This is a genomic window from Sphingomonas sp. ABOLH (assembly GCF_003951715.1).
GTDB lineage: Bacteria > Pseudomonadota > Alphaproteobacteria > Sphingomonadales > Sphingomonadaceae > Sphingomonas > Sphingomonas hankookensis_A.
In genome coordinates this window covers 122900-143085 of sequence record NZ_QQWV01000005.1, presented here as the reverse complement: position 1 = coordinate 143085, position 20186 = coordinate 122900, and the positions used below count along the sequence as shown (strand labels likewise).

The following is a 20186-nucleotide window of genomic DNA, read 5'->3' as shown; positions in this document are numbered from 1 at the left end:
GGGCGTATTTGACCGGGATCGGCTTGGGCGGCGGGGGCGTCTTGTCGTTGATCAGGTCATAGGCGCGCTGATACCAGTCGGTGCCCGGATAGTTGGCGCCGAGCACGGCGGCCGACTTCTTCGCCTCTGCCGGCACGCCCAGCGCCAGATAGGTTTCGGTCAGGCGCATCAGCGCCTCGGGTGCGTGGGTGGTCGTCTGATACTGATCGACGACCGAGCGGAAGCGCATCGACGCCGCCAGCCATTGCCCGCGCTGCTGATAGAAGCGGCCGATCTCCATTTCCTTGCCGGCCAAGTGATCGCGCACCAGATCGAGCTTCAGCCGGGCATCGGCGGCATAGGGCGTATTGGGATAGCGGCGCGAGAGTTCGCCCAGCGCGTCCATCGCCTGCATCGTGATCTTCTGGTCGCGGGTCACGTCGCTGATCTGCTCGTAATAGCTCAGCGCAATCAGATAATAGGCATAAGGCGCGTCGCGGTTGCCGGGATGGACCGACAGGAAACGCTGCGCACCGGCGATCGCCTTCGTATAGTCGGCGTCCAGATAATAGCTGAACGCGCCCATCAGCTGCGCCCGGCGGGCCCAGACCGAATAGGGGTGCTGGCGCTCGACCTCGTCGAACAATGCCGCCGCGACCTTGTACTGATGGCGGTCGAGCCGGTCCTTCGCGGCGGTGTAGAGCGTGCCCACGTCGCGCGCGACATAGGGCAGGTCGCGGCCCGCGCCGCCGCCGCCACGGGCGCAGGCGGACAGGCCGAGACCGGCGATGGCGACGAGGATGAGCGCAGACGCGCGGGTCGATACGGTACGCATATTGGCGATGCTTCTACTGCCACAGGGGTAGCGCGAACAGTCCCTTTCGCGCATGAGCACGCGGACCCGTTCAACGACGATCCGGAGCGATCCCATGCCCGTCACCAAGCTCGAAATGCACCGCGTCGAAAAGCCGTGGGGCCGCCATTCCCTCGGCTTCGGTTTCGCCGATCAGCCGGCCGATGCCGATCCGGTCGGCGAGATCTGGTACAAGACGCCGGGCGACGACACCCCCGACCTGCTGGTGAAATATCTCTTCACCTCGGAAAAACTGTCGGTGCAGGTCCATCCCGACGACCGCCAGGCGCAGGCCCGCGGCCTGCCGCGCGGCAAGGACGAGTGCTGGACGCTGCTGGCGGCCGAGCCCGATTCGACCATTGCGCTCGGCACCCTCGAACCGATGACCGCCGAGCAGCTGCGCGATGCGGCGCTCGACGGGTCGATCGAGCAGAAGCTGGACTGGAAGCCGGTGAAGGCCGGCGATTTCTTCTATGCCAAGTCGGGCACGGTCCATGCGATCGGCGCCGGCATCACGCTGATCGAGATCCAGCAGAATTCGGAAACGACGTACCGGTTGTACGATTATGGCCGCCCGCGCGAGCTGCATCTGGAGGATGGCGTCGCGGTGTCGGACGCGCGGCCGTTCGTGGCGCCGGAAGCGCCGGGCCAGATCGCGGAGAACCGCGCGATCCTGGTCAACGGGCCGAAGTTCGTGCTGGAACGCTGGACCGGTGGCGACCGCAGCGTCAAAGTTCCGGCAGGCGTAAAGGGCTGGTTCGTTCCCGTTACCGGCAATGGAACGGCCGACGGTACGAAATGGACCGCCGGCGACTGCCTGACCTTCGAAGGTGAAGTGCAGTTGCAGGCGAGCGAGGACTCGGACCTGTTGTTCGCCTATCCTGGTCAGCAATACGCCTGACGTGAAAATGAACGGGAAGTAGTTTTCCGTTCACGCAACCGCGATCGAGGTCGCGTCGTTCTACCGCCCATCCTCTGGACAGGAGTAGAATGATGCGTACCCCGATCCTCGCCGCGATGGTTGCGGCCGTGACCCTGCCGACGATCGCCGCCGCCCCCGCGATGGCGCAGACCCCGCGCCAGGAATATCGCGACGAAGTGCGCGACGCCCGCCGCGACTATCGCCGCGACCTGCGCAATGCCGACAGCCCCGCGACGTGCGCCGTGCCGAGCGCGAATACCGCCGCGACGTGAACGATGCCCGGCGCGACCTGCGTCGCGACCAGCGCGACTGGCGCGCCTATCGCAACTATAACTACAACCGGTTCGAACCGGGCCAGAACCGCTATTGGGCCGACCGTTACTATCGCGACGGCCGCTATTACCAGCCGCGCCGGCTGACCCGGAACGACCGCATCTATCGCGGGCAGGACAATCGCTATTATTGCCGCCGCAGCGACGGCACCACTGGACTCATCATCGGTGGCCTGGGTGGCGGCGTGCTGGGCAATGTCATTGCCGGCGGCCAGTCGAGCCTGCTGGGCACGTTGATCGGCGGCGGTGCGGGTGCGCTGCTCGGCCGCTCGGTCGATCGCGGTCAGGTGGTCTGCCGCTAAGCCCTCAAGCCCGGGTCGGGGTGGCATCGCGCCGCCCCGGCCTGCGCCCGCCGACGACATAGACGGCAAGGCCGGCCCAGATCAGCGCGAAACAGCCCGTGCGCACCGGCGTCAGCGTTTCGCCGAACACGAAGATGGCGATCAGGAACTGCAGCGAGGGCGCAAGGAACTGCAGCATTCCCATCGTCGCCAGCCGCAACCGGCGCGCGGCGGCGGAAAAGAGCAGCAGCGGCGCGGTGGTGACTGCTCCGGCAACGACCAGCAATGCGGCCATGCCCGCGCCCTGATCGAATGCCAGCGGCTGGGTGGTGCTGAGCAACAGCAGATAACCGAGCGCGACGGGTGCCAACAGCGTGGTCTCCACCATTAGCCCTTCGAGCGCGCCGACCGATACCGTCTTGCGGATCAGGCCATAGAGCGCGAAGCTGATCGCGAGGCTGAGGCTGATGCCGAGCGCGATCCACGACGATCCGAAGGCGAACAGCGCCACCCCCGCCCCGGCCAGCGCCACCGCCGCCGCCTGCGTCCGGTTCATGCGTTCGCCGAGCAGAACGACGCCCAGCAGCACGTTGAGCAGCGGGTTCAGGAAATAGGCGAGGCTGGCGGCGAGCACTTCGCCGTGGAGCACCGCCCAGACATAGACCAGCCAGTTGATCGCGATGAATGCCGCACTGGCGACGAGGTTGGCGAGCGCGCGGCGGTCGGCAAAGGCCGCGCGCAGCTGGGCGCCGCGCCCGACCGCGACGACGATGATCGCGACGAGCAGCGCCGACCACAGCACGCGCTGCGCCACGATCTCCCCCGCGTCGATCGGCCCGAGCAGCCGGAAATAGAGCGGCAACAGCCCCCACAGCGCATAGGCGCCGATGCCGAACGCCAGCCCGCGCCGGTCCACCCCCTCGTCCATCGAGATTAGATCAGGCCGCCGGTCAGGAACAGGCGGAGACCCGCGACGATCAGGATCACGAGGTTGAGGTTGCGGCCGGTATTCTTCGACGACAGCAGACCCACTACGAACCCGACCAGCGCGATCGGAAAGGCGATCCAGTTCATCAGCGAGACGACGGGGATGAGCGCGGGGATGGCGATCACCAGCGCGACGAGACCGATCAGGATCGAGACGATGTTCAACGTGGGACAGGACATGGCCCCGGATGCCGCGTCGGGCAATGGCGGCGGCGCATTTTTCCGATACGGTGGAATCTTAACCGGGCGGGCGTAGCGTCGCGCAGCCCTGTCCCACCGGAGTGCGTCGTCGATGATCCGTGCCGTTTCGATCCTGTTACCACTGACGCTGCTGGCCGCCTGTAACCTAGGCAGCACGCCGAGCGCGAACGATACCGACGCGCTCGATGCCGAACTGTTGCGCGGCAATGCCGGCGATCCGGCGGTGAGGGCGGCGTTGCAGGACCAGATCATGGTTGACCCCAGCCTGACCGGGCAATCGGGCAATGGCGCGGTGCGTCCCGCCGACAAGCCGTACAGCGCCGCCGCCCCCGCCGCCGACGTCGCGTCGGGCAGCGGGGCGCAGGCCGAATCGCTGCAATCCGCGCCGAAGCCCGGCGCCTGTCCGTCGTGCAAGGGCGGGCGCGAGGCGCTGACGCTGGGGGAACTGGCCGCGGTGCAGAAGGCCGGCAACCGGCAATGCGCGGCGAAGGTCGCCTATAGCGCTGTCTGGGCCAACCGCCTGCCAGCCGCCTTTGCCCTCCACCCCGATGCGCGGCTGTCCGAAGCGGCCGGCACCGATGCCGATGGCTGCCGGATGCGGGTGGTCAGCTTCACCATCGCCCAGCCGGTCGATCGCATGGTCGACTGGTATTACACCCGGGCGACGAAGGGCGGCTATTCGGCGGAGCATCAGGCCGAGGGCGGCCAGCATGTGCTGGGCGGTACGCGCGGCAACGCCGCCTATGCCGTGTTCCTGTCGCCGGAGGGGCGGGGCACGTCGGTCGACCTGGTCGTCGACGGCGGCTGATCTTTACGGCCGGTGGTCGGCTCCCCATGTCGTTGCGGAGGGGAAACATATGCCGATCGTCGCTGCTACCTTTATCGCCTGTATCGTCGTGCTGCGGTTGTGGCCGGAGCTGCCGGTGGCGCGGGTGCTGGCCGGACTGCTGGTGCTGCCGGTGGCGCGGCGGTTCGCGTCGCTGACGCCGGGGCATTGGCTGCTGTTCGCGATGCTGTCGGCGGCGGCGGGGACCATCGTCTGGATGGGCGGCGACATGATTATCGTATCGGCGATGGGGTCGCCCGAACTGGCCGGCGTGCTGATGGCGGTGGATGTCGCCGCCTATCTCGATGCGATGCTGGCGGCGTTGGCGGTGGCGGGCGCCGTGCGGGGGGCTTCGGTGAAGTTGTGGGTGGCGCGGGTGCTGCCCCGGTCGCGGCGGCGGCGGACGCGGCGGGTGCGGGTGGCGCGGAAGGCCGCGAATGATGACGAGCCGGCGGGGTGGGGGGCGGCGGCTTAAAGTTAGCTGCCCACCTCGTACCCCCGCGCAGGCGGGGGTCCAGAGCCCCGCAAACAGACGTTGCGTTCTAGCCCCTGGACCCCCGCCTACGCGGGGGTACGGTCAACGCATTTGGGCGGACGTCGCGGGAGTCACCGGCACCGGGCCGTTTGGCCCCGCCTCCAGCAGCGAATCGCCGCCCAGCGAACGGTACAGCGTCACGCGGTTGGTCGCCGCGACCAGCTGCGTCGCGACGAGGCGGCGTTGCGCGCTGTAATAGCTGCGCTGCGCGTCGAGGCTGGTGAGGAAGGTGTCGATGCCGCCCCGGTATCTGGCCTCGGTCAGGCGGAACGTGTCCTGCGCGGCGACCAGATTGGCCTGTTCGGCCCGGGTCTGGTCGGCGATGGTCCCCTGTCGTGCGAGGGCGTCGGCGACGTCGCGGAACGCCGACTGGATGGTGCGTTCATAGGTGGCGAGCAGCGCGTCGCGCTGCGCCTTGCTGAACTCGACCCCTGCCCGGCCGGCGCCGGCGCGGAAGATCGGATAGCTGAGCGAGGGCGCGACCGAATAGTTGAACGCGCCGCCGGTGAAGAGCGTGCGCAGCGCGTCGCTGGCGAAGCCGACCAGCCCGGTCAGCGACAGGCGCGGGAACAGCGCCGCGCGCGCCGCGCCGATATCGGCATTGGCCGCCAGCAGCTCATATTCCGCCTGCACCACGTCGGGACGGCGCAGCAGGATCGAGGAGTCGATTCCCGCCGGCAGGTTCGCGATGGTCGGCAGCGCGACATCGATCGAGGCGGGCAGCAGCCGGGGATCGATCGGCGCACCGACCAGCAGTTGCAGCGCGTTGATGTCCTGCGCCAGCTGCGTGCGCTGTTCGGCGAGGTCACTTTCGGCGGTGGCGAGGATCTGTTCCGCCTGACGCAGGTCGGTGCGCGGCGCGATACCGCCCTGCAACCGCGCGCGGGTCAGCGTGACGCTGCGCCGCGCGCTGGCCGCCGTCGCCTCCGCCACCGCCATCAGGCTGCGATCGGCGCCATAGGTCGCCCATGCTTCGGCAATGTCGCCGACCAAGGTCAGGCGGGTGGCCCGCGCGCCGGCCTCGGTCGCGAAATAGCGATTCTGCTCGGCCTCGGTCAGCGAGCGGATGCGGCCGAACAGATCGAGTTCGAACGCGGTCGCGCCGGCGTCGAGCGAGAAGCTGCTGGGCGAACGACCGCTGGTGACGACCGTACCGCCGGTGCCCCCGGTCCCGCCGGTGCCGGTTCCCGGCTGTCCGGTCCCGGTGCCCGTACCGCCGCCGCCCGTCCCGGTGCCCGGCACGGTGATGGTCGACGCGCCATCGCCGGTGCCGCGATAGCTGTAGCGGGCCGACGCATCGACCTGCGGCAACAGGTCCGCGCGCTGGATGCGATATTGCGCCCGCGCCGCACGGATATTGGCGGCGGCGATGCGCAGATCGCGGTTGTTGACCAGCGCCTGCTGGACGAGGGTCCGCAGCCCCGGCGCAGTGAAGACCTGTTCGAAGGTCAGCGCGGGCAGGCTCGCCTCGCTCTGCCGCAGATAGGCGTCGCCGACCGGCCATGACGGCGGCACGACGGCGGCCGGCCGTTCATAGGCCGGGGTCATCGAACAGCCGGCGAGCAGTGCGGCGAGCGGGATGGTCAGCCGCTTCATGCCTCGGCCTCCTTGGTCGGCTTGTGACGCAGCTTGGCGAGACCGTCGCGCACCCCGCGCCGGACCAGCACGAAGAACAGCGGGATGTAGAAGATCGCCAGCACCGTCGCGGTGAACATGCCGCCGATCACCGCCGTGCCGATGGCGATGCGGCTGTTGGCGCCCGCCCCGGTCGAGATGGCGAGCGGCAGCACACCGAAGATGAAGGCGAGCGATGTCATCAGGATCGGGCGCAGGCGGATGCGCGCCGCCTCCAGCGCGGCATCGATGACGCGTGCGCCCTTCTTTTCCGCCTGCTCGGCGAATTCGATCATCAGGATCGCATTCTTGGCGGCGAGGCCCATCGTCGTCAGCAACCCGATCTGGAGATAGACGTCGTTCTCCAGCCCACGCAGCGTGACGAAGGCGATCGCCCCGATCAGCCCGAGCGGGATGACCAGCAGCACGGCGATCGGGATCGACCAGCTTTCGTAGAGCGCGGCAAGGCACAGGAATACGACGAGGATCGACAGGCCGTAGAGGATCGGCGCCTGCCCCGACGACAGCCGTTCCTGGAACGACAGCCCGGCCCAGGCGACGCTGGTGCCCGGAATCTGGCCGGCCAGTTCGGCGATACGCTCCATCGCCTCGCCCGAGCTGACGCCGGGTGCCGCCTGCCCCTGAAATTCGAACGAGGGCAGGCCCTGAAAGCGCGACAGGGTGGTCGGGGCGACGGTCCAGCCGGTGCGCGAGAAGGAGGAGAAGGGCACCATCTGCCCGTTCGATCCCCGCACGAACCATTGGCTGAGGTCGGTCGGTTCGCTGCGATAGGGCGCGTCGCCCTGCACGAACACGCGCTTCACCCGGCCGCGATCGATGAAGTCGTTCACGTAGCGTCCGCCCCAGGCGGTCGACAACGTGTTGTTCACATCGCCCTGCGTCAGGCCGAGCGTGGAGAGCCGCTGCTGGTCGATATCGACGTTCAGCGTCGCGATGTCGGGCAGTTCGGACAGGCGCACCCCGGTCAGCATCGGATCGGCATTGGCGGCGGCGAGCAGCTTGTCGCGCGCTTCGGCAAATTCGGCGGTGGTCATGCCGCTGGCGTTCTGCAGCTCCATGGTGAAGCCGTTCGCCTGTCCCAGGCCGCGCACCGCGGGAGGCAGCAGCGCGAAGACCTGCGCATCGCGCAAGCCGCCGAAGGCGGCGGAGGCGCGGGCGACGATCGCGTCGGCGCTGTTTTCCTTGCCCTTGCGTTCCGCCCAATCGGTGAAGTTGATGAACCCCTGCCCGGTATTCTGCCCCGAACTGCCGCCGCCGCCGCCCGCGACGGTCAGGATGGTGCGGATATTGTTCTTCTCATAGGTCAGCAGATATTTCTCGACCGCGCGCTGTACCTCTTCGGTACGGCCGCGCGTCGACCCGGCGGGGAGCTGGAAGCGGACGGTTGCCGCCCCCTGATCCTCGGTCGGCAGGAAGCTGGTCGGCAGGCGGAAGAACAGCAAAGCGAGGATGGCGAGCACCGCCGCATAGAGCAGGAGATAGAGCCATTTGCGGTCGATGACATGGACGACGCCGCGTTCGTATTTCGCCACGCCCCGGTCGAACCGGGTGTTGAAGCCGATGCGCAACCGCTCGCCGAAATGTGCGACGCGCGGGAATTTGCGTTCCAGCCAGCCGCCTTCGAGGCTACCGTCCTCGCCGCGCTTCTTTTGCTTGAGCAGGGTCGCGGTCAGCGCCGGCGACAGGATCAGCGCGACCAGCACCGACAGCACCATCGCCGCGACGATCGTCACCGAAAACTGGCGATAGATGACCCCGGTCGACCCGCCGAAGAACGCCATCGGCAGGAAAACCGCCGACAGCACGATGCCGATCGCGACCAGCGCGACCTGGATTTCCTCCATCGACTGAATCGTCGCATCGCGCGGCGACATGTCGGGATTTTCTTCGAGCAGGCGCTCGACATTCTCGACCACGACAATCGCGTCGTCGACCAGCAGGCCGATGGCGAGCACCAGCCCGAACAGCGTCAGCGTGTTGATCGAAAAGCCGAAGAGATAGAAGATGCCGAAGGTGCCGAGCAGCACGACGGGCACCGCGATCGTCGGGATCAGCGTCGCGCGCCAGCTCTGCAGGAACACGAACATGACGATGACGACGAGGATCACCGCCTCGACCAGCGTCTTGACCACTTCCTCGATCGACAGCTTGATGAAGGCGGTGGTGTCGTTGGCATAGGCGAAGGTCAGCCCGGCGGGGAATTTGGCCGATTGGCGTTCGACTTCCGCCTTGACCAGTTCCGCCGTTTCCAGCGCGTCGGCGCCGGGCGCGAGGCTGATGGCGAGGCCGGCGCCGGGATGGGCGTTGACCCGGCTCAGCGCCGCGTAGTTTTCCTGGCCCAGTTCGATGCGCGCGACATCGGCGAGCCGCACGGTCGAGCCGTCGGGCAACGTCTTCAGGATGATCGCCTGAAACTGTGCCGGGGTCTGGAGCCGCGACTGGGCGGTGACGGTGGCGTTCAGCTGCTGTTCGGGACCGGAGGGTTGCCCGCCCAGCTCGCCCGCGGCGACTTCGGTATTCTGGTTCTGGATCGCGGTGATGACGTCGCCGGGCATCAGCGAGAAGGAGGCGAGCTTCGCCGGATCGAGCCAGATGCGCATCGCATATTGCGACCCGAACACATTGGTTTCGCCGACGCCGTTGATCCGCGCCAGCGGCTCAACGAGGTTCGCCTCCATATAGTCCGACACGTCGCCATTGGTGCGTTGGTCGGTTTCGTCGAAGATGCCGACGATCATCAGGAAGTCGGGGTTCGACTTGGTGACGCGGATGCCCTGCTGCTGGACCTGTTGCGGCAGGCGGCTGAGCGCCTGCTGCACCTGGTTCTGCACCTGCACCTGCGCGATATCGGGATCGACGCCCTTGTCGAAGGTCGCGCTGATCGTCACCTGCCCGCGCGAGCTGCTTTGCGAGCTGAAATAGAGCAGGCCGTCGATGCCGGTCAGCTGCTGTTCGATGATCTGGGTGACCGAGTTCTGGATCGTTTCCGCATTCGCACCGGGATAGGTCGCGCGGATATTGACCTGTGGCGGGGCGACGTCAGGATATTGGGCGATCGGCAGCGACAGGATCGCGCCCAGCCCGCCCAGCATCACGATGATCGCGATCACCCATGCGAAGATCGGGCGGTCGATGAAGATACGTGACATGGCTTATCCCGCCTTCTGTGACGTGGCAGCCTTGTCGCCCTGCGGCTTGGGTTGAACGCGTTGCGGGGTATTGGCCGGGACCGGCCGGACCTTCGCGTTAGGGCGCAGGTTCGCGGTCCCCTGCGTAATCACCTTGTCGCCGGGGTTGAGGCCACCGGTCACGACCCAGAATTCGCCCTGGGTGCGGTCGGCCTGCACCGTCTTTTGCACGGCGGTATCGTTCGGGCCGACGACGAAGACGGTCGCCTGCCCCTTGGGATCGCGCTTCACCGCCTGTTGGGGCACGAGGATCGCGCGCTGGTCGATCGCTTGCGCGAATTGCGCGCGGACGAACATGCCGGGCAGCAAGATGCCCTGGGGATTGGGGAAGCGGGCGCGCAGCGTCACCGTGCCGGTCTGGGCATTGACCATCACCTCGGCGAACTGGACCGTGCCGGTCTGGCCGAAGTCGCTGCCGTCCTCCAGTTTCAGGCGGACAGCGGCCGATGCCGGGACCACCCCGCCGCTGGCCAGCTCGCGACGCAGCGCAAGGAGGTCGGCGGCAGATTGCTGGATATCGACGAAGATCGGGTCGAGCCGCTGGATCACCGCCAGCGGATCGGCCTGGTTGGTGGTGACCAGCGCGCCTTCGGTGAAATAGCTGCGCCCGATCCGTCCGGTGATCGGTGCGGGGACGTTGGTGAAGGACAGGTTCACGCGCGCCGTCTCCAACTGCGCCCGGCTCTGTTCGACGGCGGCGGCGGCCTGACGCGCCTGCGCGGCGGCGTCGGTATAGTCCTGGCGGCTGACCGCCTCGATCTCCGCCAGCGGGCGGTAGCGTTCGGCGCGGACGCGGGTCGCCTCGGCATTGGCGCGGGCGCTGTTGAGGTTGGCGACCGCTTCATTGGCCTGCGCACGATAGAGGCGCGGATCGATCTGGTAGAGCGTCTGTCCGGCACGGACCAACGCGCCTTCGGTGAAATAGCGTTTGCGGATCAGCCCGGCGACCTGCGGACGGACCTCCGACTGCTGGAACGCGACGACCCGCGCGGCGAGATCGGCGGTCTGGGCGACGCTGGTGGGTTGCACCACGACGAAGCCGACCTGTGCCGGTCCCTGGTTGCCGCGGCCGTTCTTCGTCGCCTTTTCCTCTCCACCGCCGCAGGCAGACAGCGCGATCAGGACGGGCAGCAACAGGAACGGGCGGACGCGCGGCGACGCGGATCGGATCAAGGCGACAACCTTTGCGACAGGAAAGCGGCGCGGGTGCGCCGACGCACAACCATCGCCACATCCGAAAGTTTCAGATGCAATTTCATACGCGCCACGTCGAATGGCGCAATGCGAAGGTTGTCGCAATTTGTCGCGGACAGGCAACGAAGCGCGATTTGCGACAGAAGCGTGTCGCTCTCCACCGTCACCCCGGGCCTGACCCGGGATCCCGCTTTTCACCCCTAGCAGAAGAAGAATCGGGACCCCGGCTCAAGGCCGGGGTGACGGCGAACGACTTGAGGTCAGCGCGAACCCGTCCAGCGATGCGCTGCCATCGATTCCGGCTTCATCTCGATCGAATAGCCCGGCCGCGTCGGCGCGCGATAGGCGCCGTTTTCGACCACGCAGGGGTCGAGGAAATGTTCGTGCAGGTGATCGACGAACTCGGCGGCGCGGTCGTGCTTCACGCCCGAAAAGCACAGATAGTCGATCATCGAGAGGTGCTGGACATATTCGCACAGCCCCACGCCCCCGGCATGCGGCCACACGGCGAGGTTGAAGCGCGCGGCCATCAGCAGCACCGCCAGCACCTCGTTCACGCCGCCCAGGCGACAGGCGTCGATCTGCACCACGTCCAATGCGTGGCGCATGATGAACTGTTTGAAGACGATGCGGTTCTGGCACATCTCGCCGGTGGCGACCTGCACCGGCTTCACCCCCTCGCGGATCGCGCGATGCCCCTCGACATCGTCGGGTGAAGTTGGCTCCTCGATGAAGCGGGGCTTGGCGAAGGCGAGGTCGTTGACGCGGGCGATCGCCTCCGACACTTCCCAGACCTGATTGGCGTCGATCATCAGGTCGATGTCCGCCCCGACCGTCTCGCGGGCCAGCGCCACGCGGCGGCGATCGTTGGCGGGATCGCCGCCGACCTTCAGCTTGATGTGGGTGAAGCCCTCGGCGACCGCTTCCTTGCACAGGCGGACCAGCTTTTCATCGGAATAGCCGAGCCAGCCGGGCGAGGTGGTATAGGCGGGATAACCCTCCGCCAGCAGCGTCGCCCGCCGTTCCGCCTTGCCGATCGCGCGTTCCTCCAGCAGCGCGACCGCTTCGTCGGGGGCGATGCAGTCGGTCATGTAGCGGAAGTCGATCAGCCCGACGATCTCGGCCGGGGTCATCGACCCGATATAGTCCCACAAAGGCAGGCCCGCCGCCTTGGCCAGCAAATCCCACACCGCATTGACGACCGCGCCGGTGGCGAGGTGGATGATCCCCTTTTCCGGGCCGACCCAGCGCAGCTGGCTGTCGCCGGTGATCCGTCGCCAGAAGCCGGCACCGTCTTTGCGAATATCGTCGAGCGCCAACCCCTCGATCAACGGCGCCAGCGTCGCGATCGCCGCGCAGCACAGGTCGTTGCCGCGCCCGATGGTGAAGGTCAGGCCGTGCCCCTCCAGCCCCGGCGTGTCGGTTTCGAGGATGCAATAGGCCGCCGAGTAGTCCGGCTCCGGATTCATCGCGTCGGAGCCGTCGAGAAAGGCAGAGGTCGGAAACCGGATGTCGTGGACCGATAGCCGGGTGATGATCGTCATACGCAGCCCCCATGGGGCGCCGCCCGTGAATGTTCGATCCGCCCCGTTCCGGTCGTCATCCCCGACGCCGAAGTGTTTTCATATTTGAACGTAGTTTTTCATGCAACTGGAAAGCGTGGTGGGCGGGGAGGCACACGTCAAACACCGTACCCCCGTGCAGCCAGGAGTCACGGCTTGGCCCGCGAGAATAGCCCTATGCCCGACCGTACCCCCGCGCAGGCGGGGGTCCAGGGCGGCAAACGCAACCTGTTGTTCTGCTCGGCTCTGGACCCCCGCCTGCGCGGGGGTACGGAACGGTTGTCGGCGCCCTTCAGGGATGATGGTCATCGTCGACCAGTTGTTCCGAAATCCGTGCTGCGGCCGCCTGTACCGCCGCCGCCGCCGCGTCGGTCGTGTCGGCCTCGCCCAGTTTCGACAGATAGGGCATGGTCAGCGCCGCCGCCGCGACGCCGCCGCGCAGGATCGGCGCCGACAGGTCGGTCACGCCGCTGACGAAGCGGCTGGGGGTGCGCTCGATCCCGGCGGCGCGGACTTCCTCGGCATGGGTGCGGAAGGTCGCCAGCGCCTCGGGCGTCGGCCTGGGGTCGAGCATCGCTTCCCACCGCGCGCGCACATCGTCGGGCTGGAAGGCGTAGAGCACGACGCCCGACGCCGCCTGCAACAGCGGCCGGCGATAGCCGACCCGGACCGAGAAGCCGAGCTGGTCGGCCGATTCCATCCGCGCGATGACCGCCATGTCGCCCATGGTGTGCACCGCGACATGGCACGATTGGCCGGTTTCCTGCGCCAGCTGCCGCATCTCGGGCAGCGCGACCTCGATCAGATAGCGGGTGCGCGGCTGGTTCATGCCGAGCGAGAACAATCGGTCGCTGAGCGTATAGCCGTCCCCGCCCGCCTCGGTCGTCAGATAGCCGCGATATTCCAGCACCTGCACCATGCGGAACAGCTCACCATGCGATCGGCCCAAGCGCTGCACGATCTGCGTCAGCGTCAGCGGGGTCGTCACCCCGGCCAGCAGTTCGAGGATGTCGAGCCCCTTTTCCAGCGCGGGCGCGCGGTAGCGGCGGTCGTCGGCGGCTTCGGCATCGGCGGTGTCGGCGGGCGTCGCGGCGGTCTTGCTCGTCATGGCGCGGACCTTTGCCGGAAACGAAAGGGTACGCAACCCGAGGGTGCGCGACGCCATCACCGCTGCGATGCACAAAGTCGTGGTATGTTGTATCATATTACGCTACCGGATCGAGTCTCGATAAACTGGAGTGCTTCGCAATGTTCCGTCCCGCCCTGTGGCTGTCGACCACCGCCCTGGCCCTGCCCGCCGCCGCCTTTGCCCAGAGCACGACCGCGCAGGGCACCGCGACGACGACCGACGGCTATCATAGCGAGGCCCCGCCCGAGATCATCATCACTGCCCCCTATCAGCGCAACCAGGCCGATATCCTGTCGGGCACCAGCGTGCTGAGCGGCGAGAATCTGACCCGCGAACTGCGCCCGACCATCGGTGAGACGCTGGCCCGCCAGCCCGGCGTATCGGCGACCAGCTTCGGCCCCAACGCGTCGCGCCCGGTGCTGCGCGGCCTGCAGGGCGAGCGCGTGCGCGTGCTGACCGACGGCATCGGCAGCTTCGACGTGTCCAACACCTCGGTCGACCACGCCGTCGCGATCAATCCGCTGACCGCCGACCGGATCGAAGTGCTGCGTGGCCCCTCGGCGCTGCTGTTCGGGTCGTCGGCGATCGGCGGCGTGGTCAACGTCATCGACAGCCGCATCCCGCGCCGGGTGCCCGACGAACCGATCCATGTCGACGCGATCGCCACCTATGGCTCCGCCGCGAACGAGCGCAATGCGTCGGCGGCGGTCGACGTGCCGGTGACCGACAAGGTCGTGTTCCACCTCGACGGCACCTATGGCAAGACCGACGACCTGCGCACCGGCGGCTACCTGTTGTCGCGCCCGTTGCGGGCGCAGGCGGCGGCGAGCGACGAGGCGGAGGTGCGCGAGCTGGCCGACCTGCGCGGGCGGCTGCCCAATTCGCAGTCGCGGATGTGGGAAGTGGCCGGCGGTGCCGCGATCGTGACCGATACCGGCAATCTCGGCTTCTCGGTCAGCCATCTCGACAATCGCTACGGCGTGCCCGAGCGGTTCGACGTCGCCGAGCATGACCACGACCATGAAGGCGAAGAAGGGGGCGAGGAAGAGGGTCACGGCCACGAGCAGGTGACGCTGCACGTCCGCCAGACCCGCGCCGACATGCGCGCCGAGGTGAATACCGGCGACGGCTTCATCGAAAAGCTGCGCGTGCGCGGCGGCATCGCCGATTACCGCCATGACGAGATCGAGGATACCGGCGAGATCGGCACCAGCTTCTACAATCGCGGGCTGGAAGCGCGTGTCGAGGCGGTGCAGGCGGCACGCGGCGCATGGCGCGGCGCGTTCGGCGGGCAGATGTATATCCGCGACCTGAACATCATCGGCGAAGAGAAATTCATTCCCAAAAGCGAGACGCAGCAATTCGGCCTGTTCACGCTCCAGTCGTTCGACCTAGGCGCGTTCCGTGCCGAAGCGGGCGGGCGCTATGAATATTCGGTCGCCCGCGCCGCGGCCGATATCGATCTCGGCAACGACAATATCCGCCGCCGCTTCAACAGCTTTTCCGGCTCGCTCGGCGCCAGTGTCGGGCTGGCGGACAATGTCCGTTTCGGCCTGAACGCCAGCCATACCGAACGTGCGCCCTCGGCCGAGGAACTGTTCGCCAACGGCCCGCATGCCGGCACGCAGGCGTTCGAAATCGGCAACCCGGGCTTTGCCAAGGAAATCAGCGACGGGCTGGAAGCGACGCTGAAGGGGTCGGGCGACGGCTACAGCTTCGGGTTGTCGGCCTATCACAACTGGTTCCGCAACTTCATCTACGAGAACCCGACCGGCGAGGAGGAAGATCACCTGCCGGTGTTCCAATATTCGCAGGCGGATGCGCGGCTGTGGGGGTTCGAGGCGGAGGCATCGGCGCGCGTCGCGACCTTCGGCGAGACGGCGATCAATATCGACGGCCTGGCCGATTATACCCGCGCGACGATCGTCGATCGCGGCCCCGCCCCGCGCATCCCGCCGCTGCGCGTGCTGGGCGGTGTCGAGGCGCAGGGCCGGCTGGTGCAGGTGCGCGGCGAGGTCGAGCATGTGACCGCGCAGGACCGTGTCGCCGAGCTGGAGACGGTGACGCCGGCCTATACGATGGTCAACGCCTCGGTCTCGCTGCGGCCGTTCGGGCGCGACAGCAAGACGACGCTGATGGTGTCGGCGAACAATATCTTCGACGTCGAGGCGCGGCGGCATGCCAGCTTCCTCAAGGACTTCGCTCCGCTGGCCGGGCGCGATATCCGGGTGACGGCGCGACTGGCGCTGTAAGGCCTGGCAACAACGATCCGTACCCCCGCGCAGGCGGGGGTCCAGGGTTATGGCCACGAGGCTTCGGCTCGGTTGGGCTCTGGGCCCCCGCCTTCGCGGGGGCACGTTCTCTTTACGGTCCGGCGATGGTTCCCCATTCGCCGCCGCGCGCCTATCTACCTGTCCATGTCCCGCGCCCGCGTCCTCCTGCTCAACGCTGCACTCGGGCCGCTCGACTACCGCGTGCCGCATGGCATGACCGTCGAACCCGGCTCGATCGTCACCGCCCCGCTCGGCCCCCGGCAGTTGCTGGGCGTGGTGTGGGATGCCGAGCGGCTGGCGGCGGAAGAGGTCGGCGACAACCGGCTGCGCCCGCTGCTGGCGGCCGCCGACGTGCCGCCGATCGCGGCGCCGCTTCGCCGGTTGGTGGAGTGGACGGCGGGCTATTATCTCGCCGCGCCGGCATCGGTGCTGCGCATGTGCCTTGCCTCCACCTCGGCGCTGGAGGGGGCGAAGCTCGCCATCGAATATCGTGCGACCGGCGTGGTGCCCGACCGCATGACGGCACAACGCGAACAGGCGCTGGAGCGGATCGGCGAGCGGCGCGGGCTGGTGCGCGAACTGGCTGCCATCGCCGATGTGTCCGACGCGGTGATTCGGGGGCTGGTCAAGCTCGGCGCGATCGAGGCGGTGTCGGTCGATATCGACCAGCCCTATCCGACCCCCGACCCCGACCATCACCAGCCGGCACTTTCCGATGACCAGCAGGCGGCCGCCGACCGGCTGACCGGGGCGGTCGATGCGCACGCCTTCCACCCCTTCCTGCTCGACGGCGTCACCGGATCGGGCAAGACCGAAGTGTATTTCGAAGCAGTCGCGGCGGCGATCCGGCAGGATCGGCAGGTGCTGGTGCTGCTCCCCGAAATCGCGCTGACCGAACCGTTCCTCAAGCGCTTCACCGCGCGCTTCGGCTGCGAGCCGGTGCCGTGGCACAGCGACCTGCGCTCGACCCAGCGGCGCCGGGCGTGGCGCTCCATCGCCAGCGGACAGGCGAAGGTCGTGGTCGGCGCGCGTTCGGCGCTGTTCCTGCCCTATGCCAATCTCGGGCTGATCGTCGTCGACGAAGCGCACGAGACGAGCTTCAAACAGGAAGAAGGGGTGCATTATCACGCCCGCGACGTGGCGGTGATGCGCGGGCTGTTCGAGAAATGCCCGGTGATCCTTGCCAGCGCCACGCCGGCGATCGAGACGCGGCAACAGGTGGTGCAGGGCCGCTATACCGAGGTGAAGCTGCCCGGTCGCTATGGCAAGGCGCAACTGCCGACGATCGAGGCGATCGACCTGATCGAGCAACCGCCCGAACGCGGTCGCTGGATCGCGGCACCTTTGGTCAAGGCGATCGACGAGACGCTGGGCCGACACGAACAGGCGCTGCTGTTCCTCAACCGGCGCGGCTATGCGCCGCTGACCTTGTGCCGCTCGTGCGGGCATCGCTTCCAATGTCCCAATTGCACGGCGTGGATGGTCGAGCACCGGCTGATCCACCGGCTGTCGTGCCATCATTGCGGGCATGTCATTCCGACGCCGCGCGCCTGCCCCGAATGCCAGGCGGAGGACGCGCTGGTCGCGTGCGGTCCCGGCGTCGAGCGGATCGCGGACGAGGCGGCGGCGCTGTGGCCGACCGCGAAGATCGCCATCGTCACCTCCGACACCATCTGGTCCCCGGCCAAGGCGGCGGAGTTCGTGGGCCGGATGGAGGCGGGTGACATCGACATCGTCGTCGGCACGCAGCTGGTGACCAAGGGTTATCATTTTCCCAACCTGACCTGTGTCGGGGTGATCGACGCCGATCTGGGGCTGCAGGGCGGCGACCTGCGCGCGTCGGAGCGGACGTTCCAGCAGATCGCGCAGGTGGCGGGTCGGGCGGGGCGCGGGACCAAGCCCGGCCATGTCTATATCCAGACGACGCAGCCGGGCGCGCCGGTGATGCAGGCGTTGATCTCGGGCGATGCCGACAGCTTCTATGCCGCAGAGACCGAAGCGCGCGAGGAGGCGGGCGTGCCCCCCTTCGGCCGCTATGCCGCGATCATCGTGTCGTCGGAGGACAAGGGCGCGGCGGAGGCGACCGCCCGCGCGATCGGCCGCGCCGCACCGCAGGTGGAGGGGTGTCACGTCTATGGCCCCGCCCCCGCGCCGCTCGCCATGCTGCGCGGGCGGCACCGCTTCCGCCTGCTGGTGCATGCCACCCGCAGCCTCGACGTGCAGGACGTGATCCGCGACTGGCTGGACGGGGTCGAATGGGGGACGAAGGTGCGGGTGGCGGTGGACGTCGATCCGTATAGTTTCGTGTAGCTTCCTGCGTGATCCGTGCCCCCGCGCAGGCGGGGGTCCAGAGCCACTCACGTCACGCTTTGTTACTCTGGATCCCCGCCTGCGCGGGGATACGGAAACGAGCCCCCCCTTGCCCCGCGCCCTACTTTCGCCGAAACGGCGGCGTCATGGGGAAAGACGGGATGCCGATCATGCGATTGCTGACCTGCTGGCTGGCGGCGCTGGCCGCGTTGCTGGTGTTCACCGCACCGGCCCACGCCGACGATGTGTCGGCGGCGGCGCGCGGCGTCGTGCGGGTCGTGGTGATCGCGACCGTCGATGGCGAAATGGTCGATGTCGAACACGGCACCGGCTTCGCCATCGCGCCCGGCCGGATCGTCACCAACGCGCATGTCGTCGAACTGCTGGAACGCTATCCCGGCGAAGCGGTCGTCGGCGTGGTCCCGTCGGAGGGCGACAAGTCGTTCGAGGGCCGCGTGCTGCGCATCGACAAGTCGCGCGACCTGGCGCTGATCGAGGTCGGCGGCGTGCGCCTGCCCCCGCTCACCCTTTATACCGGGCCGCTGGGCGAGAGCGATCCGCTGATCGCGCTCGGCTATCCGGGGAATGTCGATCTCGCCACCGCCCGGTCAGCGGATGATTTCGTAACGCCGACCGCGCCGGTGCGCTCGCAGGGCGTGATGTCGGGCAACCGCACGCTGGAGGGGACCGCCGTGCTGGTCCACACCGCCAGCATCGCGCGCGGCAATTCTGGCGGGCCGCTGCTCGACCGGTGCGGCCGGGTGCTGGGCGTCAATTCTGCGCTGACCCGCGGCGAAGAGGGTGACGCGAGCTTCGCCTTCGCCATTGCGGACGCCGAACTAATCGCGTTCCTGCGCGAGGCGAGCCAGCCCGTCTCGACCATCACCACCCCCTGCCTGACGCTGGCCGATGCCGATGCGCGCGACCGAGCCGATGCCGAACGGCAGAGCATCGAGGATCGCGAGCGCGCCCGTGCCGCCGCCGAACGCGCCCGCGACGACCGCGAAGCCGCGCTGGAAAAGGCCCGCGCCGACAATGCCGAGACTCGCGAGAACATGATCGCCATCGCCGCCGTACTGCTGGCGCTGTCGGTGCTGGCAGCCGGCTATGCCGGGATGCTGGCAACGCGGCGGCTGAAGAAGCAGAAGCGGCAGGCGCGGCTGGCGGCGATCGCGGGCGGGGTGTTCTTCGTCGCGGCGGTCGCGACGTTCGTGCTGCGGCCCGATTTCGATCCCGAATCGGTTGCCCCCGCCGACGAATCGGGCAGCACCGCCGCGACCCGTGCGACGCCGCTGTCGGGCGCGCTGCAATGCGCGCTGGTGCCCGAACGCAGCCGGATCATCCAGCCGCCAGTCGAAACCGTCCGCTTCGATTGGCGGGCGGACGGGTGCATGAACGGCCGCACCCAATATGCCGAGGCCCCGGGCGGCGGCTGGGAACGGATTCTCGTGCCGAACGAGGATGCGACGGTGTCGGTTCTGCGCTTCGATCCGGTCAGCGGCAGCTATACCAACAGCCGTTACCTGTTGTCGGCCGACGCGATGGAGCGGGCGCGGACGCTGCGCGGACAGGTACAGCAAAAGGCCTGCGCCGCCGACACCGGCGGACGCGCCGCGCTGGCGACGCAGCAATCGGCGATTCGGACGGCGTTGCCCGCGCAGGTGAACGAACGGCTGGTGTATCGCTGCACGGCGGCGAAGTAACCTTCTCCGGGCATTACCGTACCCCCGCGTAGGCGGGGGTCCAGCGTTACAAGCGCTGCCGGTCGCGGCTCTGGATCCCCGCCTGCGCGGGGATACGAGCTGACCCGAAATCGGGACATGTCATTCCCCGTTCAGCTTGGGTTCGAATCGGATTGAGCGAACCGACCTCCCACAAAGCTTGCGAAATCGTGACACCGATGCTAGCGGCCCCACGACCCATCGGGGGCGCATGGGCCGGTCAGCGGCGCGACATCGGTCGCGACGGCGGTTGGAATG

14 protein-coding genes and 1 pseudogene are annotated in these 20186 nt (G+C 67.9%); 7 read left to right on the top strand and 8 right to left on the bottom strand.

Annotated elements, in window-relative coordinates; translation table 11 throughout:
- Positions 1 to 814 (bottom strand): outer membrane protein assembly factor BamD (locus CA237_RS04245; RefSeq protein ID WP_164523828.1); only part of this gene is annotated, 814 nt, incomplete at its 3' end.
- Positions 815 to 908: 94 nt separating this feature from the next.
- Between CA237_RS04245 and CA237_RS04240 the strand changes: the two genes are divergently transcribed.
- Positions 909 to 1733 (top strand): class I mannose-6-phosphate isomerase, encoded by an 825-nt coding sequence (locus CA237_RS04240; protein WP_066688222.1) that lies wholly within the window; start codon positions 909 to 911, stop codon positions 1731 to 1733.
- Between the two features lie 92 nt (positions 1734 to 1825).
- Positions 1826 to 2388 (top strand): annotated as a pseudogene (locus CA237_RS04230) (glycine zipper 2TM domain-containing protein).
- A 4-nt stretch (positions 2389 to 2392) separates the two neighbouring features.
- On the opposite strand, the gene rarD reads toward CA237_RS04230, so the two are convergent.
- Positions 2393 to 3295 carry an EamA family transporter RarD gene (rarD, locus tag CA237_RS04225; protein ID WP_126013044.1) on the bottom strand — a complete coding sequence of 301 codons (903 nt, stop codon included), beginning with the start codon at positions 3293 to 3295 and terminating at the stop codon, positions 2393 to 2395.
- A gap of 5 nt (positions 3296 to 3300) precedes the next feature.
- On the bottom strand, positions 3301 to 3534 hold the full coding sequence (locus tag CA237_RS04220; RefSeq protein WP_126013041.1) for a hypothetical protein: 234 nt from the start codon (positions 3532 to 3534) through the stop codon (positions 3301 to 3303).
- Positions 3535 to 3646: 112 nt separating this feature from the next.
- Between CA237_RS04220 and CA237_RS04215 the strand changes: the two genes are divergently transcribed.
- Positions 3647 to 4363, top strand: a complete 717-nt coding sequence (locus CA237_RS04215; protein ID WP_126013038.1) for a hypothetical protein — start codon at positions 3647 to 3649, stop codon at positions 4361 to 4363.
- Positions 4364 to 4412: 49 nt separating this feature from the next.
- The gene (locus CA237_RS04210) at positions 4413 to 4856 is read left to right on the top strand and encodes a hypothetical protein (protein ID WP_126013035.1); all 444 of its coding nucleotides are present in this window, start codon (positions 4413 to 4415) and stop codon (positions 4854 to 4856) included.
- Between the two features lie 102 nt (positions 4857 to 4958).
- On the opposite strand, the gene CA237_RS04205 is transcribed toward CA237_RS04210, so the two are convergent.
- From CA237_RS04205 to CA237_RS04185, 5 genes are all read right to left on the bottom strand, one after another.
- Positions 4959 to 6512 carry an efflux transporter outer membrane subunit gene (locus CA237_RS04205; protein ID WP_126013032.1) on the bottom strand — a complete coding sequence of 518 codons (1554 nt, stop codon included), beginning with the start codon at positions 6510 to 6512 and terminating at the stop codon, positions 4959 to 4961.
- Positions 6509 to 9700 (bottom strand): efflux RND transporter permease subunit, encoded by a 3192-nt coding sequence (locus CA237_RS04200; protein WP_126013029.1) that lies wholly within the window; start codon positions 9698 to 9700, stop codon positions 6509 to 6511. Before CA237_RS04200 ends, CA237_RS04205 begins: the two co-directional genes overlap by 4 nt.
- Positions 9701 to 9703: 3 nt before the next feature.
- Complete coding sequence (locus CA237_RS04195; protein WP_232307851.1) at positions 9704 to 10912, bottom strand: efflux RND transporter periplasmic adaptor subunit; 1209 nt, start codon at positions 10910 to 10912, stop codon at positions 9704 to 9706.
- Positions 10913 to 11193: 281 nt separating this feature from the next.
- Entirely contained in the window at positions 11194 to 12477 is a 1284-nt protein-coding gene (locus CA237_RS04190) for an L-fuconate dehydratase (protein WP_066688212.1), read from the bottom strand.
- 310 nt (positions 12478 to 12787) lie between these two features.
- Entirely contained in the window at positions 12788 to 13603 is an 816-nt protein-coding gene (locus CA237_RS04185; RefSeq protein ID WP_066688326.1) for an IclR family transcriptional regulator, read from the bottom strand.
- Between the two features lie 140 nt (positions 13604 to 13743).
- Between CA237_RS04185 and CA237_RS04180 the strand changes: the two genes are divergently transcribed.
- From CA237_RS04180 to CA237_RS04170, 3 genes are all read left to right on the top strand, one after another.
- On the top strand, positions 13744 to 15876 hold the full coding sequence (locus tag CA237_RS04180) for a TonB-dependent receptor (protein ID WP_066688211.1): 2133 nt from the start codon (positions 13744 to 13746) through the stop codon (positions 15874 to 15876).
- 165 nt (positions 15877 to 16041) lie between these two features.
- The gene (locus CA237_RS04175) at positions 16042 to 18207 is read left to right on the top strand and encodes a primosomal protein N' (RefSeq protein WP_066688209.1); all 2166 of its coding nucleotides are present in this window, start codon (positions 16042 to 16044) and stop codon (positions 18205 to 18207) included.
- Positions 18208 to 18377: 170 nt separating this feature from the next.
- A complete protein-coding gene (locus CA237_RS04170; protein WP_066688324.1) occupies positions 18378 to 19910 on the top strand; it encodes a trypsin-like peptidase domain-containing protein in 1533 nt (510 codons plus the stop codon).
- Positions 19911 to 20186 lie beyond the last annotated feature (276 nt).

What these genes read in the sequence shown, in the direction of transcription:
- CA237_RS04180 (WP_066688211.1), top strand. Translation starts at nt 13,744, where the DNA reads ATGTTCCGTCCCGCCCTGTGGCTGTCGACCACCGCCCTGGCCCTGCCC.
- CA237_RS04210 (WP_126013035.1), top strand. Translation starts at nt 4,413, where the DNA reads ATGCCGATCGTCGCTGCTACCTTTATCGCCTGTATCGTCGTGCTGCGG.
- CA237_RS04175 (WP_066688209.1), top strand. Translation starts at nt 16,042, where the DNA reads ATGTCCCGCGCCCGCGTCCTCCTGCTCAACGCTGCACTCGGGCCGCTC.
- CA237_RS04185 (WP_066688326.1), bottom strand. Translation starts at nt 13,603, where the DNA reads ATGACGAGCAAGACCGCCGCGACGCCCGCCGACACCGCCGATGCCGAA.
- CA237_RS04170 (WP_066688324.1), top strand. Translation starts at nt 18,378, where the DNA reads ATGCGATTGCTGACCTGCTGGCTGGCGGCGCTGGCCGCGTTGCTGGTG.
- CA237_RS04190 (WP_066688212.1), bottom strand. Translation starts at nt 12,477, where the DNA reads ATGACGATCATCACCCGGCTATCGGTCCACGACATCCGGTTTCCGACC.
- CA237_RS04220 (WP_126013041.1), bottom strand. Translation starts at nt 3,534, where the DNA reads ATGTCCTGTCCCACGTTGAACATCGTCTCGATCCTGATCGGTCTCGTC.
- CA237_RS04240 (WP_066688222.1), top strand. Translation starts at nt 909, where the DNA reads ATGCCCGTCACCAAGCTCGAAATGCACCGCGTCGAAAAGCCGTGGGGC.
- CA237_RS04205 (WP_126013032.1), bottom strand. Translation starts at nt 6,512, where the DNA reads ATGAAGCGGCTGACCATCCCGCTCGCCGCACTGCTCGCCGGCTGTTCG.
- rarD (WP_126013044.1), bottom strand. Translation starts at nt 3,295, where the DNA reads ATGGACGAGGGGGTGGACCGGCGCGGGCTGGCGTTCGGCATCGGCGCC.
- CA237_RS04200 (WP_126013029.1), bottom strand. Translation starts at nt 9,700, where the DNA reads ATGTCACGTATCTTCATCGACCGCCCGATCTTCGCATGGGTGATCGCG.
- CA237_RS04215 (WP_126013038.1), top strand. Translation starts at nt 3,647, where the DNA reads ATGATCCGTGCCGTTTCGATCCTGTTACCACTGACGCTGCTGGCCGCC.